Raw genomic sequence first — 13,477 nt, forward strand, 5'->3', positions numbered from 1 at the left:
CCGATGCGCGTCCTCCTGATCTCCACGAACAAGATCCGGGTACCCCGGCCCGCCCTGCCGATCGGGATGGCCTACATCGGCGCCGCCGTCAAGAAGGCGGGCCACGAGGTCGACGTCCTGGACCTGCTGTGGGAGTCCCGCGAGCTCAAGGCCGTTCGCGAGAAACTGACCTCCACCACCTACGACGTGGTGGGGATCGCCGTCCGCAACCTCGACAACCTCACCTTCGTCGACCCGGTCTTCTTCGGCCCCCTCACCGAGAAGATCGTGCAGTGCGTCCGCAAGTACACCAGCGCCACCGTCGTGCTCGGCGGCTCCGGCTTCTCCGTCGAACCCCTGGCGTTCTTCGAGTACGCCCAGCCGGACTACGGCATCGCCGGCGAGGGCGAGGTCGGCATGGCGCAGCTGCTGCAGTACCTGGAGGTCGGCGGATCGCTCGACGACATCTCCGGGCTCTGCTATGTCGACGACGAGGGGAACTTCGTCCACAACCCGCCCAACACCGGATTCGACCTGGGCGCGCTGGAGCCCGACCGGTCCCTGTACGACCCCCGGTACTTCGAGGAAGGGGTGTCGGCCGCGTCCGACCTCACCCGGGACACCCAGCCCGCCATCGAGACCCTGCAGACCAAGCGGGGCTGCAAGCTCTACTGCTCCTACTGCATCATCCGGAAGACCGAGGGCAAGGGGAACCGCTTCAAGGACCCGGCGGCGGTGGTCGACGAGATCAAACGGGCGATGTTCGAGAATCCCGAGGTCAAGGAGTTCGAGATCGTCGACGCCACCTTCAACTTCCCGCTCGACTACGCGGCGGACGTGTGCAACGAGATGGTGAAGGCCAAGCTCGACGTCCCCTGGTACTGCCAGCTGACGCCCAACGCGGTCACCCCGGAGTTCGTCGAACTGCTCGCCGCTGCCGGCTGCATCCGGGTCGACCTCGGCACCGACGCGTTCACCGACGAGGCGCTCGCCGACCTGCTCAAGGGCTTCGACCTCGCCCGGGTCATCGAGGTCGACCGGCTGTTCACGGCCAGCAGCATCGAGCACACCCACTGCGTCTTCCTGGGCGGCCCGGGCGAGACGTCCGCGGCGCTGCGGGAGTCCATCGCCTTCACCGAGCGGTACCTCAACCCCGCCCAGATCTACGCCAACCTCGGCATCCGCATCCTCAGCGGCACCAAGCTGCTGAAGCAGGCGGTGAAGGCCGGGATCATGGAGGAGGGCCAGGGCACCTTCGTCCCCGCCTACTACGTCGAGCCCGAGATCCTGCGCGACCCGGACACCCTCGACTACGTCCGCAACGCCTATCTGAGCCACCGGAACTGGTACCTGTGGTGGGGGCTGCGTGGCCAGAGCCTGCCCGACCGCGCCCAGTACTCGGCCGACTCGGTCGCCGAGATGCGGCGCGAGTACGCGTACGTGATGGCCGACAAGCCCCGGCTGCGGCCCGCGCGGCCGAAGGCGAAGCCGGTGACCCTCACACTCGGGACGTCCGTATGAACCACGAGGCCGCGGCCACCGAGCTGCGGGAACTGCTCGCCCACCACGCGGACCCCGCGTTCGCCGACTCCATGCAACGCTACTTCCCCACCCCGGTCCCGGCGCTCGGGGTGGGCAATCGCGCCGTCGCCGACCTGGCGTACCGCTGGGTGGGCGAGCGTCCGGACCTCTCGCCCGCGGACCGGCTGGCGATCGCCCACACGCTCGTCGAGCAGTCGAAGCACCACGAGGAGACGCTCGCGGGGTTCGCGCTCCTGCACCGGATCGCCAAACGACAGCTGGGCGGGGAACTCCTCGACCGGGCCCGCACCTGGCTCGACCTCCATGTGACCAACTGGGCCCAGTGCGACGACCTGTGCCTCAAGCTGCTCTACCCCTACTTCCTCGGCGGCCTCGACCAGATCCCCCGCACCCGGGAGTGGCTCGACGGCGGCCCGTGGGCCAGGCGGGCGGCCAACGTGGCGGTGGTCAAGTTCGTGCGCCGGCGCGTGGGCAAGGAGGTGTACGAACTCCCGACCGCGCATGTGTTCGACAACTGCACGGCGCTGATGTCCGACGAGGAGTTCTACGTCCAGAAGGGCGTCGGCTGGCTGCTCAAGGTCACCGCACGGGAGCATCCGGACGCCGTCAAGGAGTACCTGACGACGTGGCACCCACGAATGAGGCGCGACACGTTCCGATACGCGCTCGAAGGGATGGGCGCCGACGACCGGCGCGCTCTCATGGCTCTCGGCGGAGGTGCGCGCGCATGAGCGACAGCAACGGCTACGTGCACCGGGCCGGCATCCACAGCGAGAGCGCGTGCCAGTGCAACGTCCTGGCGGCACTCGGGCACGACATCGACGAACACGTCGTCTTCGGCCTGGACGGCGGCTTCGGCTTCTCGTACTTCCCCACCCGGGGCAACACGCCCGACATCATCGTCGGGAAGCAAGTGGTCATGCCGCTGCGGGCGGCCCGGCTCCTCGGCGTCGAGGTCCACGCGCACACCCCGAGGTCCGCCTCGGGCCTGGCCGCGATCCTCGACACCGTGCCGGCCGCCACGACGCGGGTCGACATCGGCCTCCTGCCGTACTGGGGCCTGGAGGGCCGGGCCTCGTTCGGCGGGTACTTCGTCAACGTCGTCCGTGCCACCGGACAGGGCGAGTTCGAGGTCTCCGACCCGGCGTACGACAGCACGGTGCTGGTCCGCGCCGACGACCTCAACGCGGCCCGTGCCAGCCGGAACTCGCCGCCGCTGAACCCCAACTGGCGTATCTACACCTTCGGTTCGCCGCGCAACTCGCCCCGGCTCGACCTGGTGGCGCCGGTCGCGGTGCGCACCCTGAGCCGGGAGGTGCTGAAACCGGGCAGCCGGAGCCTGGGCATCCCCGCGATGAAGGTCCTGGCGACGACCGCCCCCTCCTGGCCGGCGAGCAAGCGCGGCGAGGTGGAGGACGTCGACCTCCAGGGCCACGTCATCACCACGAGCGCGCTGGCGCGCCAACTCCTGCACCTGGGACGGCAGATCGAGTCCTTCGGCACCGGAGGCGGGATGTTCCGCCCCATGATCGCGCGCTTCCTCACCACCGTCTCGGAGCACTGCGACAACCCCCGCTACTCCGAAGCTGCCGACCTCTTCGATCAGAGCGCGGAGCACTGGACCGGGCTCGGGAAGGCGCTGCTGGCGCGGAGCGCCTGCGCCGACGACGCCGAGCTGGTGGGGCTCGTCGACGCGGTCGTCACCTCGGTGCGCGCGTCCATGGATCTCGAGAAGCGGGCCCTGGCCGGCCTGACGGCCGTCTAGGAGGAGGGCATGGACGTGGATGAAGCGGTCCTGCGGCAGGGGCCCACGGAGTGGAACCAGTACGTACGGCGCCGGAAGGCCGAGGGCCGCCGCGCGGATCTCCGTGACGCGAGCCTGTCGGGCGCCGACCTGAGCGGGACCGACCTCTCGTACGCCGATCTGCGTGGGGCGGTGCTCACCGGGTCGTACCTGATGTCCGCCGATCTGCGCGGCGCGGATCTCGACGGCGCCGACCTGAGCGAGGCGTACCTGATCCAGGCGGATCTGGTGAACTCCCGTCTCGTCGGCGCCACTTTGGAGGGCGCCGACCTCAGCGGGGCGGACCTCACGGGAGCGTGTCTCGATCCGTCGTTCGCGCGGTCGCAGGTCATCTCCGACTACCTCACCATCTGGCCGGACTAGGACCTGCCCCGTATGCGCCCGTCCGCTGCCTCGACCCCTCCGACCCGGCCCGTCACCCCGGCCCGTCAACAGGCAAGGAGTTCCCCATGATCGTCCTGGGCTACAACGGATTCGGCAAAGCCGCGGAGCTCTTCGCGCGGCTCTACCGGGCCACCGGCATCGACCGCCACCTGCTGTTCGGCCACGACTCCGCGGCAGCCCTGATCGTCGACGGTACGCTGGTGGCGGCGGTGGAGGAGGAACGGCTCAACCGGGAGAAGAAGACCTCGAAGTTCCCGTCCAACGCTCTGAGCTGGTGTCTGGAATCGGGCGGCATCACGCTCGTCGACGTCGACGTGGTCGCCTTCTCGTGGCAGTTCTCCGACGACGTCATGGACAAGATGATCGCCGAGATCACCGAGGACGCGTCGGCGAGCCCGGCGGAGAAGTTCTCCCGGCTCGGCCGCCTCGCCGAGACCTACGCGGCCCTGTTCAGCCAGGAGGCGATCCTGGCCGACTTCCTCGAACACACCGGCCATCATCTCGACCCGCAAAAGCTGATGCCGGTACCGCACCATCTCGCGCACCTCATGACCGGCTACCACCTGGCCGGTGGTCACGACGCCGCGTTCCTGGTCAGCGACGGCCGCGCCGAGTGGCTGTCGGCGATCACGGGCGAGGTGCGCGACGGCGAGATACGGATCTTCGACGACGTGAGCGTTGACTCGCGGCACTCCCTGGCCATGCTCTTCTCGGTGGTGACCCGCTACCTCGGCTTCGTACCGAACAACGACGAGTACAAGGTCATGGCGCTGGCCGGCTACGCGCCGCCCCCGGCGACGAACCCCTTTCTCGACCACGTGGTCACCACGCTGCCCGACGGCACCTACGAGATCCCCTTCCCCGCGAGCGCCGTCCCCGCCTACTACGCACTGTTCGACCGCATCTTCGACGGCGGTCCCGGCCGACGCGAGGACTTCGACTTCCGCGTGCGCGTCGCCGGCGCCGCCCAGCAGATGATCGAGATGCTTACGGCCGCGCAACTGGGCACGCTGGAGCGCCGGAGCGAGCTGCCCCGGCTGATCTTCGAGGGCGGCCTCGCCCTGAACTGCGTGAACAACACCAAGCTCCTGAACGGCTCCCGCTTCACCGACATGGACGTCAGCTTCGGCGCCTCCGACGTCGGGGTGGCGCTGGGCGCCGCCCTGTACGCCGCCCGGCAGGCGGGTGACGAACCCCGCACGGGCAAGTCCCCCTATCTCGGGCCCGAGTTCGACCGCGAGGACATCCTGGCCGCCCTCGACAAGTTCTCGCAGCAGGTCGAGTGGCGCGAGGTCGAACCCGGTCAGGTGCCCGCCGAGACCGCCGCGCTGCTTCAGGACGAAAACGTCATCGGCTGGTTCCAGGGGCGGATGGAGTACGGGCCGCGTGCGCTCGGCAACCGCAGCATCCTCGCCAACCCGCGCTTCCCCGGCATGAAGGAGCTGATCAACGAACGGATCAAGCAGCGCGAGCAGTTCCGGCCCTTCGCACCCGTCGTCCTGGAGGAACTCGCCGCCCAGGTCTTCGAGACCGGCAAGAAGAACTCCTCGCCCTACATGACGTTCGTCTTCCCCGTGCGCCCCGTGTACCAGGACCTCATCCAGGGCGCCTGCCACGTGGACGCCACGGCCCGCATCCAGACGGTCACCGACGAGAGCAACCCGCCGCTCGCGGAACTGCTGCGCCGGTTCAACGAACTGACCGGGGTGCCGTGCCTCATCAACACGTCCTTCAACGTCGCCGGCGAGCCGATCGTCTGCTCGCCCGTGGACGCGCTGGCCTGCTTCCTGAACACGGAGATGGACCACTTGGTTCTCGGAAACTTCCTCGTGCGGCGCGCCGCGGATTCGTGACGGCCCGTGCGGTCTGCCCGTACGCCCTGCCCGTACGGCTTTTCGAACGCGCCCCCATCGGGGGCGGACCTGTGCGCACGCCCGTCGTACGGGAGGGGCGCGTGACATCCTGAGGATTCCCCCAAGGTGGGTGGCCGAGCCACCTTCGTCGGTGCGATCGACGGCTCGGCCCCATGCTCACCGCCGTCCGGCCCCTCCCGGGAGCGAGTCCTCTCCATGCAGAACTACGACGTGAAGAAGGACCTGCGGAACCTCTTCACCGCGAAGAAGAGTTTCGAGGTCATCGACGTGCCCGCCATGAACTTCCTCATGGCGGACGGCGAGGGCAGTCCGAACACATCGCAGCTCTACCGGGACATCGTCCAGGCGCTGTACGCCACCGCCTACGCCGTCCGCGCCCGCGCCATCGACGAACTCGGCAGAAAGCACACCGTCGGCCCGCTCGAAGGCCTCTGGTGGTCCGACGACCTGCGCGCCTTCACCTCACGCGACGAGGACTCCTGGCAGTGGCGCCTCATGATCGTCCAACCCGCCTGGATCACCCGCGACCTCTTCGAGGCCGGACTCAAGCAAGCCATCGACAAGAAGGACCCCACCGCCGCCGACCGCGTCCGCTTCGACGAATTCCACGAAGGCCCATCCGTCCAGGTCCTCCACATCGGCCCCTACAACGAAGAGGCCCCCACCATCGCCCGCATGCACGACGAGTACATGCCCCACCACAGCCTCAGACCCCGCGGCACCCACCACGAGATCTACCTCTCCGACGCCCGCCGCACAGCCCCCTCCCGCCTCCGCACCATCCTCCGCCAACCGGTCGAACCCACCGGCGCGTGAGCAGGCGCCGGCTGGGCCGCCCGGCCCGGCCAGGTGTATGGATGTCCGGTATCCGCAGTCCGGCGACGGCCTTGTCGCAGAAGGCGCCGGGTGCGTCCCCCGAGACGTCCTTCTCAGGGCCTCACGCCCAGATGTGGACGGAGTACTGGACCTTGGAGTCCTGGGTGACGACCTTGAGGGCCGTCCCCTGCCTGTGACGACGTCGTGCAGCGTCACGACGTCGGGGTGGGTGACGCCGGCGACGGACCGCGCCTCTCGGAGCATCCGCTCAAAAACCGTTGCCGCTGAGTCTCGGAGCGCCCGCGTCCACCGTCGTAGCCCCCTTGGTTACCTGGCTGCGGACACGAGCAACATAGTTGTGCGTGACACGAAAATGTCGGGGCGCGTCGAAGGCCGGGCCGTCGATCAGGCGGCCAGGCGCGTGAGCGTGTCCTGGAAGGAGACGGTGCTCCTGGGGGGCCGGTTGTGGGGGAGCTTGGCCAGGATCGCGGCCATTCCGCAGGTGTTGGTCACGCCGGAGAACACGAGGCCGGCGCCGACCGCGCCGGACAGCCAGTGCGCCGGCTGCCAGGCGAAACCTGCGAGGAAACCGACGACGACCAGCGACCCGGCGGCCAGCCGGACCTGGCGGTCCATCGGCCAGGTGGAGCGCGCTCCGGCGGGCCGCTCGACGGGGTGGCCCGCGGCCGCCCAGCCGCTGGTCCCGCCCTCCAGGGTCGCGGCCTCGATCGCCAGGCCGGACAGCTGGGTGCAGGCCTTGGCCGAGCGGTTGCCGGAGGCGCATACCACCAGCAGCGGTGCGAGGGCCGAAGCGTCCTTCAGCGCGCCGACGGCCTCGTGCAGCCGGTCCAGGGGGATGTTGTGGGCGCCGGGGAGGTGGCCGCCGGCGTACTCGCCGGGAGTGCGGACGTCGATCACGGTGAATTCCGCGTAACGGGCGGACGCCTGGGAGGAGGTCAGGGAGGCGGGGGTGGTCACGGAACAATGCCTTTCGGAAATGGGTTGCCCTCCACGTACGATACCCATAGGGGTATATGGAGGAGGATATATGGAACTCGACATGACGGCCGATGAGCTGAAGTCGGCGCTGAACCGGCTTCGGCGTGCGCAGGGCCAGCTCGCCGGCGTGATCAAGATGATCGAGGAGGGGCGGGACTGCGAGGACGTCGTCACGCAGCTGGCCGCCGTCTCCCGCGCCCTGGACCGGGCCGGGTTCTCGATCATCGCGACAGGGCTGCAGCAGTGCATGACCAGCGACGATCCGCAGGTGCGGGACTCGGTGCAGATGCGGGCCCGGCTGGAGAAACTCTTCCTGTCACTGGCCTGATTCCTGTCACTGGCCTGAACAGTCGTCCCGTGCGGTGTCACAGCACGGCACCCACGGCCATCGTCACGGCGACGGTCAGCAGCAGAATGCCGAAGACGCGCTGGAGTGTGCCCGGCGCGACCTTGGCGGTCAGGCGTTTGCCGTCCCAGGCGCCCAGAACTGCCGTCGCGATGAACGGCATGATCAGGGCCCAGTCCAGGGTGACATCGGTGGCCGCTCTGGCCGCAAGGGCCACGAGCGCGTCGGCGATGATGACCAGCAGACTCGTGCCGACGGCCGCGCTCATCGGTACGGCCAGTACGGCCACCAGCGCCGGGACGGCGAGGAAGCCGCCGCCGACTCCCAGGAACCCGGTGACCGCGCCCAGTCCGGCGCCGGCCCCTGCCGCACGTCCCGCCGAGACCGTCCCACTGCCTGCGGGGGTCCTGCGGCGCAGCATGCGCAGGGCGGCCAGTGCGGCCAGCACGGCGAAGGCCAGGGTGAGTACGGCGGCGGGGATGTGCGCGGACAGCAGTCCCGCCGCGGCGGCGGGCAGGATTCCCGCCGCCGCGAACAGCAGTCCCGCACGCCAGTTCACGGCTCCCGCCCTCGCGTGGGCCACGAGGGCGGTCAGCGACGTGACGATGACGATGATCAGGCTGGCTGTGGTCGCCTCTGCCGGGCTGAAGCCGAGCAGGTAGATGAGCGCGGGGACCGTCAGGATGCTGCCACCGGCCCCCAGTGATCCGAGGGCCAGGCCCACCAGCGCACCGGCGGCCAGGGCCAGCAGGAACGCGGTCATACGGCGGTGCCCGCGAGGCCGCGTGCGTTGTGCACAGTGAGCCCCGCCGCGCTCCATGCCTTCATGCCGCCCCTCACATCGACACAGGACACCGGGCGCTCGGCGAGCAGCCGCGGGGCCCGACGGGAGCAGTGTCCGGACCGGCGCACGATGCGGCGGTGCTGATCGGCCCCGGGTGCGTCCGCCGCCCCAGCGCTCAGCCGCGGCAGGGGCGCGTGCACGGCCCCGGGGGCGTGGCCGGTGCGGTACTCGTCGGCCACGCGGACATCGATCAGCACCGCAGTGCGGTCCTGGGCCAGGGTGTCGGCAAAGAACACGGCATTCTCCCTCGAAGAGTTTACCCCCTGGGGTATCTGCCGTCTACCGTAACAGAGATACCAGGGGGGGTATTTCTGGGAGGGTGTGCGACGCCCGTCACCCAGCGGTGCTGCGGGTCCCGGCCTCGGCCTGTTCACGCCACGAACCCGCAGCCCCTGGGGCCGTACTCGTTGTGATGCCGGGTTCAGACGGCCAGCGGCACGGGCGCCGGGGCACCGATGCGGCCGGTGCGTGCCAGCCCGTACACGGCACCGGCACAACCCAGCCCGGTCACCGTCAGCGCCGCCCAGGTCAGCCACAGCGCGTGCTGGGCGGCGGCGAAGTCCCACAGCGCGCCGGTGGCCAGGTTCCCCAGCGTGACACCGAGGCCGGAAACGGTGTTGTAGAGGCCGTAGTGCGTGGCCACCAGCCGGTTGCCGGAGAGTGCCACGACGGTGTCCATCTCCAGCGGGTAGACCACCGCACTGCCCGCCGCCAGCAGGACGACGGCCGCCGCCAGGGCCGCCAGCTCGACCGGGGTCTGCCACATCCCTGTACCGGCGGCCTGGGCGAGGGCGAGCGGGGTGAACGCCAGGCCCATCGCGGCCAGCCCGCGCACCATCGCCTGCGAACGGCTCCACCGCGCCTTCGCCCAGGCGGTCAGCCTGAGCTGCCCGGCGACCGCCACCGCGGCGGAGAGCACGAACAGGCCGCTCGTGACCTTCGTGCCGTCGGCCCCGAGCGCGGCGTCGGCTGCCATGGGCAGGGCCAGGTAGACCTGGAAGGTCAGCACGTAGGAGCCGATCATCGCGAGCGAGAACAGCAGGAACGGCCGGTTGGCCGCCACCTGGCGGCACTGCGCGAGCATCCCGCCCGCATCCCCACCGTCCTTGGCGGCGGTGGCGCGGCGGACAGGCAGCGCGCGGGCCTGGAGCACGGTGAGCGCGGCGAAAATGGCGGCAGCCACGGTGCACACCAGGCGGAAGTCGGCTGCCAGCAGGACGAGTCCGACCAGCGGGCCCAGCAGCATCCCGGCCTGGTAGTAGACGTTGAACGCGGCGAAGGCATCCACCCGCCGCTCGCCCGCCTCGGCGGCGAGGTAGGCGCGCACGGCCGGGTTGAACAGGGCCCCGGCGAACCCGGTGGCCGCCGACGCGGCCACCAGGGCGGGCAGGCTGTCGACCCACCCGAGCAGGGCGAACCCGCCGGTGCGCAGCAGACAGCCGACCATGATCGGGGCCTTGTAGCCGAAGCGGTCGGCGATGGTGCCGCCGATCAGGAACATGCCCTGCTGGGAGAAGTTCCGCACCCCCAGCACGAGGCCTACCGCCCAGGCCGCCAGCCCCAGTTGCCCTGCGAGGTGAGCGGCGAGATAGGGCATGAGCATGTAGAACGCGAGGTTGATGGCGAACTGGTTAACCATCAGCAGCCGCACCGCCGGAGAAAAGCTCCGGACCGTCGCCAGCAGCGCCTTCACCGGGCCACCCCCGCCAGCCCGCGCTCCTCAGCTGCCGTGCGGGCGGCCCCGGCCAGGGGATCGAGGACCGTCGTACAGCGGCTCCAACGTGCAACGACCCGCTCACCGGGATGCGCCAGCTCGTCCGGCGCTTCGGCAGGCTCCTGGCCGAGCAGTTGGTGGGTACGGCACCAGGCGTCGTCGAAGACCGTGCCCACATACCTCTGCGGGCCGTCGGGGAACACCGCGGCGATCCGCGTCTCCGCCGCCGATGTGGCGGCAAGCCGGCGGGCGACCAGCGCGACCGCGCCCACGCTCCACCCGCCCGTCGCGTACCGGGCCTTCGCCAGGGCGCGGGCCGACCAGACCGCCTCACCGGGGGCGACCCAGTGCACCTCGTCGAACAGGGCGTAGTCGACGTTGCGCGGGTAGATGCTGGAACCCAGCCCTCGCATCAGCCTCGGTGCGGCGGGCTGACCGAAGATCGTGGAGCCGCAGGTGTCGACCCCCACGATCCGCAAGGCGGGGAAGAAGCCGCGCAGCACCCGGCCGATGCCGGCCGAGTGCCCGCCGGTGCCCACGCTCACCACCAGCGTGTCGATGCGGCCGAGCTGGGCGACCAGCTCGTGGGCCAACGGGGCGTAGGCGGCCACGTTGTCGGGGTTGTGGTACTGATCCGGGCACCAGCCGTCCGGCCGTGTCGCCAGCAGCTGGTCGACCTTCTCGCGGCGGGCCTGCTGCCAGCCGCCCACCGGATGCGGCTCGGTCACCACATGCAGTTCGGCGCCGTAGGCGGTGAGCAGGCCACACATCAGTGGCTCCATGCCGGGGTCGGTGACCACCGTCACCGGATGCCCGAACGTCACCCCGGCCAGCGCCAGGCCCAGGCCCAGGGTGCCGGAAGTCGATTCCACGATCGGCGCTCCCGGCAGCAGTTCGCCGCGTTCGCGTGCGCGGGCCACCATGTACAGCGCGGTCCGGTCCTTGATCCCGCCAGGGTTGTGTCCTTCGAGTTTCGCCCAGAACCCGTGGCCGGCGGTGGTGAACGGCTCACCGACCCACAACAGCGGGGTATCGCCGACGAGTCCGGCCGGCGTTTGCGCGGCTGGTCCGGACGCGAGCAACCGGGCAGGCGAACAGGCGGAAGCAGTGCAGGTGTGCGGAGAATTCATAGCGTGTGGCCTCCCGCGACCCCGCCCTTCGGCGGGCCGCGTGATCGTGACGGTTCAGGACGCGCGAACGCCACCACGGCACGACGGGGCCATCCGGCCACTCCCGTCACGCCGCGCGGCGTGTCCCGATCACGTCCGCCACACCCCCAGCACCGCCCGCACCCGTTGCTGCTCGCCGTGATCCTCGGGCGCCCCCGCCTCCGGCGCTCTCCGCCGGGCAACCGCCAGTGGCTCCGGCGCCACCGTGTTCGCGAGCGCGGTCACCTCCGGCGCCGGTGTCACGCGCACGTCCCGGGACAGCACACCGGGGTCGTCGCCTTCCGTGCAGTCGGCGAACCGCAGCCCCCGCTCCCCGACGGCCGGCGCGGACACCGGACCCGATGCCGGCACAGCAGGCACGACCGCGGCCGCGACCGCAAGCGAGTCGGACACCGCCGCGCGCCCGAACTCGGGCCCATGGGCGCAGACCAGCACGTGCACGAGAGCGGCCAGCACCGCAGCGAGGACCGCTGTGGCCGCCGACCGGGAGTGACGCCGCAACACGAACACATCACACAGGGTACCTGCTTGATTACCTAAAGTGTTTCCCTGGTTCGGCTGCCCGGCAACTGCTGTTCGTGCTCGTCACGGCGCTGCACCGGCCTGCTGTCCATGGGGCATGACCGGCATGTCCGCTCTCACTTGCCCACTTCGTCCAGGCGAGAGGGAGGATGGAACCGAAGGCTCTCTGCGGGCGCCGGGCCCGCACCCCGCCGGAGACCAGGGGGAGTGATCCTCGATGATGTACTGGTACGACCACGGCATGGGCGCGTGGGGCTGGTTCGCGATGACGGTCGGCATGATCCTCTTCTGGGTACTGATCATCATCGTCGTCGTCCTGCTCTTCCGCGCATTCGGCCGGAGCCGTCCTGTCGGCGGCCAACCCCCTGCCACGCCCGGCTGGCCCAGGCCCGGCCCGTCGTCCGCGGAGCAGATCCTTGCCGAGCGGTACGCACGTGGTGAGATCGACGACGACGAGTACCGGCGTCGCCTGGCCACCCTCCGCGGCTCCCCACCCGGCTCGGCCGAACCATGACCAGGCTCGGCGCGCCCACAGGCTTCTGTCATGGCCACACTCCGCCGCGTTGTTGACGCCGCACCCGGAGCCGCTCTTCTCCACTCCTCGATACGTCTGCGGGTGTGACGCCTGGGGCGGTGGAGCCGCTGGTCGGAGTGTGAACACGAACGCGACGCAAGCCGCCGCCCCTTCGCCCGCCTACCTCGCGGTGCTGCGCTCACCGGCCGGTCTGGGACTGGCTACTTCTCTTCTGCTCGTCGCCGTGATCGTCACGGACGTGCTGTCGCTCGCCTCGGGGGGACATCTGTACGGTCTGCTGCGCGGCGCGGCGGACCCCGAGGCGGCCCTGCTCACGGTTCCCGGGATCGAGGACGGACAGCTCGCCTACGACCTCTTCGGCCTGCTCCAGAGCATGGTCTACCTCACCACCGGAATCGTATACGTGTGCTGGCTCTACCGCCTGCGCGACAACGCCGAAGTCTTCGCCCCCGGCACCCATCGACGGGGCCGCAGCTGGACCGGCTGGGGCTGGCTCGTCCCGGTCGTCAACCTGTGGTTCCCGCGTCGGATCAGCCTCGACATCTGGAACGCGAGCCGTCCCGAGGGGCCGTATGCACCCGATCGGCCGGGCCGTGGTCCGATCAACCTCTGGTGGGGCTTCTGGCTCGCTCAGGGCTTCGTCGCCCTGGCCGGCGGAGCGGTCTACGACATGGCCGAATCAATCGGCACGACGAACGTGGGACTCGGCCTGCTCACGCTCGCCGACCTCCTCGACATCGCCTGCGCCGTCCTCGCCATCCGGCTGGTCCGCACCCTGACGCACATGCAACACGTCAAGGCCATGCATGGGCCGGTCGCCCGGTCCGGAGAGCCCGTCGGCTGAGGGCGATCCGGAGACGGGCCGACGTGTACGTGCCGTGCCGGTCGGTTCATCACGCACAGTGATCTGGCGGCGAGCAGGGGAGCAGGGGGATCGACGGGTTCACAC

At 70.1% G+C, this 13,477-nt stretch carries 15 protein-coding genes; 9 read left to right on the forward strand and 6 right to left on the reverse strand.

Annotation, left to right across the window (positions count from 1 at the left end; genetic code table 11):
* The first annotated feature begins 3 nt into the window (after positions 1–3).
* The 6 genes from ACFVV1_RS15135 to ACFVV1_RS15160 all read left to right on the forward strand — a co-directional run bounded on the left by ACFVV1_RS15135 (position 4) and on the right by ACFVV1_RS15160 (position 6,399).
* A complete protein-coding gene (locus ACFVV1_RS15135; protein ID WP_389989667.1) occupies positions 4–1,500 on the forward strand; it encodes a B12-binding domain-containing radical SAM protein in 1,497 nt (498 codons plus the stop codon).
* Positions 1,497–2,252 (forward strand): DNA alkylation repair protein, encoded by a 756-nt coding sequence (locus ACFVV1_RS15140; protein ID WP_389989668.1) that lies wholly within the window; start codon positions 1,497–1,499, stop codon positions 2,250–2,252. Before ACFVV1_RS15135 ends, ACFVV1_RS15140 begins: the two co-directional genes overlap by 4 nt.
* Positions 2,249–3,286 carry a DUF4872 domain-containing protein gene (locus ACFVV1_RS15145; protein WP_389989669.1) on the forward strand — a complete coding sequence of 346 codons (1,038 nt, stop codon included), beginning with the start codon at positions 2,249–2,251 and terminating at the stop codon, positions 3,284–3,286. The genes ACFVV1_RS15140 and ACFVV1_RS15145 overlap by 4 nt, the downstream gene beginning before the upstream one ends.
* A gap of 9 nt (positions 3,287–3,295) precedes the next feature.
* Complete coding sequence (locus tag ACFVV1_RS15150) at positions 3,296–3,688, forward strand: pentapeptide repeat-containing protein (RefSeq protein ID WP_389989670.1); 393 nt, start codon at positions 3,296–3,298, stop codon at positions 3,686–3,688.
* An 86-nt stretch (positions 3,689–3,774) separates the two neighbouring features.
* A complete protein-coding gene (locus ACFVV1_RS15155; RefSeq protein ID WP_389989671.1) occupies positions 3,775–5,562 on the forward strand; it encodes a carbamoyltransferase in 1,788 nt (595 codons plus the stop codon).
* Between the two features lie 126 nt (positions 5,563–5,688).
* Positions 5,689–6,399 carry a GyrI-like domain-containing protein gene (locus tag ACFVV1_RS15160; protein WP_389989672.1) on the forward strand — a complete coding sequence of 237 codons (711 nt, stop codon included), beginning with the start codon at positions 5,689–5,691 and terminating at the stop codon, positions 6,397–6,399.
* Positions 6,400–6,804: 405 nt separating this feature from the next.
* Here the strand turns inward: ACFVV1_RS15160 and ACFVV1_RS15165 are convergent, their stop codons facing one another.
* Complete coding sequence (locus ACFVV1_RS15165) at positions 6,805–7,377, reverse strand: rhodanese-like domain-containing protein (RefSeq protein WP_389989673.1); 573 nt, start codon at positions 7,375–7,377, stop codon at positions 6,805–6,807.
* A gap of 70 nt (positions 7,378–7,447) precedes the next feature.
* Between ACFVV1_RS15165 and ACFVV1_RS15170 the strand changes: the two genes are divergently transcribed.
* Positions 7,448–7,726 (forward strand): metal-sensitive transcriptional regulator, encoded by a 279-nt coding sequence (locus ACFVV1_RS15170; RefSeq protein WP_389989674.1) that lies wholly within the window; start codon positions 7,448–7,450, stop codon positions 7,724–7,726.
* 37 nt (positions 7,727–7,763) lie between these two features.
* Here the strand turns inward: ACFVV1_RS15170 and ACFVV1_RS15175 are convergent, their stop codons facing one another.
* The 5 genes from ACFVV1_RS15175 to ACFVV1_RS15195 form a co-directional block, all read right to left on the reverse strand.
* On the reverse strand, positions 7,764–8,507 hold the full coding sequence (locus ACFVV1_RS15175) for a sulfite exporter TauE/SafE family protein (RefSeq protein WP_389989675.1): 744 nt from the start codon (positions 8,505–8,507) through the stop codon (positions 7,764–7,766).
* The gene (locus ACFVV1_RS15180) at positions 8,504–8,824 is read right to left on the reverse strand and encodes a rhodanese-like domain-containing protein (protein WP_389989676.1); all 321 of its coding nucleotides are present in this window, start codon (positions 8,822–8,824) and stop codon (positions 8,504–8,506) included. Before ACFVV1_RS15180 ends, ACFVV1_RS15175 begins: the two co-directional genes overlap by 4 nt.
* Positions 8,825–9,009: 185 nt before the next feature.
* Positions 9,010–10,227 (reverse strand): MFS transporter, encoded by a 1,218-nt coding sequence (locus ACFVV1_RS15185; protein WP_389989909.1) that lies wholly within the window; start codon positions 10,225–10,227, stop codon positions 9,010–9,012.
* 50 nt (positions 10,228–10,277) lie between these two features.
* Positions 10,278–11,432 (reverse strand): PLP-dependent cysteine synthase family protein, encoded by a 1,155-nt coding sequence (locus ACFVV1_RS15190; protein ID WP_389989677.1) that lies wholly within the window; start codon positions 11,430–11,432, stop codon positions 10,278–10,280.
* Positions 11,433–11,561: 129 nt separating this feature from the next.
* Positions 11,562–11,981, reverse strand: a complete 420-nt coding sequence (locus tag ACFVV1_RS15195; RefSeq protein WP_389989678.1) for a hypothetical protein — start codon at positions 11,979–11,981, stop codon at positions 11,562–11,564.
* A gap of 229 nt (positions 11,982–12,210) precedes the next feature.
* Here ACFVV1_RS15195 and ACFVV1_RS15200 point away from each other — a divergent pair, with 229 nt between their 5' ends.
* Both ACFVV1_RS15200 and ACFVV1_RS15205 read left to right on the forward strand, forming a co-directional pair.
* The gene (locus ACFVV1_RS15200; protein ID WP_389989679.1) at positions 12,211–12,507 is read left to right on the forward strand and encodes an SHOCT domain-containing protein; all 297 of its coding nucleotides are present in this window, start codon (positions 12,211–12,213) and stop codon (positions 12,505–12,507) included.
* Between the two features lie 139 nt (positions 12,508–12,646).
* Complete coding sequence (locus ACFVV1_RS15205; RefSeq protein ID WP_389989680.1) at positions 12,647–13,372, forward strand: DUF4328 domain-containing protein; 726 nt, start codon at positions 12,647–12,649, stop codon at positions 13,370–13,372.
* Positions 13,373–13,477: the final 105 nt, after the last annotated feature.

The sequence above is a fragment of the Streptomyces sp. NPDC058092 genome (assembly GCF_042884935.1).
Lineage (GTDB): Bacteria > Actinomycetota > Actinomycetes > Streptomycetales > Streptomycetaceae > Streptomyces.

Excerpts from the sequence above, each read along its gene's own strand:
- ACFVV1_RS15185 (WP_389989909.1), bottom strand. The coding sequence starts at position 10,227 with ATGGTTAACCAGTTCGCCATCAACCTCGCGTTCTACATGCTCATGCCC.
- ACFVV1_RS15135 (WP_389989667.1), top strand. The coding sequence starts at position 4 with ATGCGCGTCCTCCTGATCTCCACGAACAAGATCCGGGTACCCCGGCCC.
- ACFVV1_RS15140 (WP_389989668.1), top strand. The coding sequence starts at position 1,497 with ATGAACCACGAGGCCGCGGCCACCGAGCTGCGGGAACTGCTCGCCCAC.
- ACFVV1_RS15150 (WP_389989670.1), top strand. The coding sequence starts at position 3,296 with ATGGACGTGGATGAAGCGGTCCTGCGGCAGGGGCCCACGGAGTGGAAC.
- ACFVV1_RS15175 (WP_389989675.1), bottom strand. The coding sequence starts at position 8,507 with ATGACCGCGTTCCTGCTGGCCCTGGCCGCCGGTGCGCTGGTGGGCCTG.
- ACFVV1_RS15145 (WP_389989669.1), top strand. The coding sequence starts at position 2,249 with ATGAGCGACAGCAACGGCTACGTGCACCGGGCCGGCATCCACAGCGAG.
- ACFVV1_RS15155 (WP_389989671.1), top strand. The coding sequence starts at position 3,775 with ATGATCGTCCTGGGCTACAACGGATTCGGCAAAGCCGCGGAGCTCTTC.
- ACFVV1_RS15170 (WP_389989674.1), top strand. The coding sequence starts at position 7,448 with ATGGAACTCGACATGACGGCCGATGAGCTGAAGTCGGCGCTGAACCGG.
- ACFVV1_RS15200 (WP_389989679.1), top strand. The coding sequence starts at position 12,211 with ATGATGTACTGGTACGACCACGGCATGGGCGCGTGGGGCTGGTTCGCG.
- ACFVV1_RS15190 (WP_389989677.1), bottom strand. The coding sequence starts at position 11,432 with ATGAATTCTCCGCACACCTGCACTGCTTCCGCCTGTTCGCCTGCCCGG.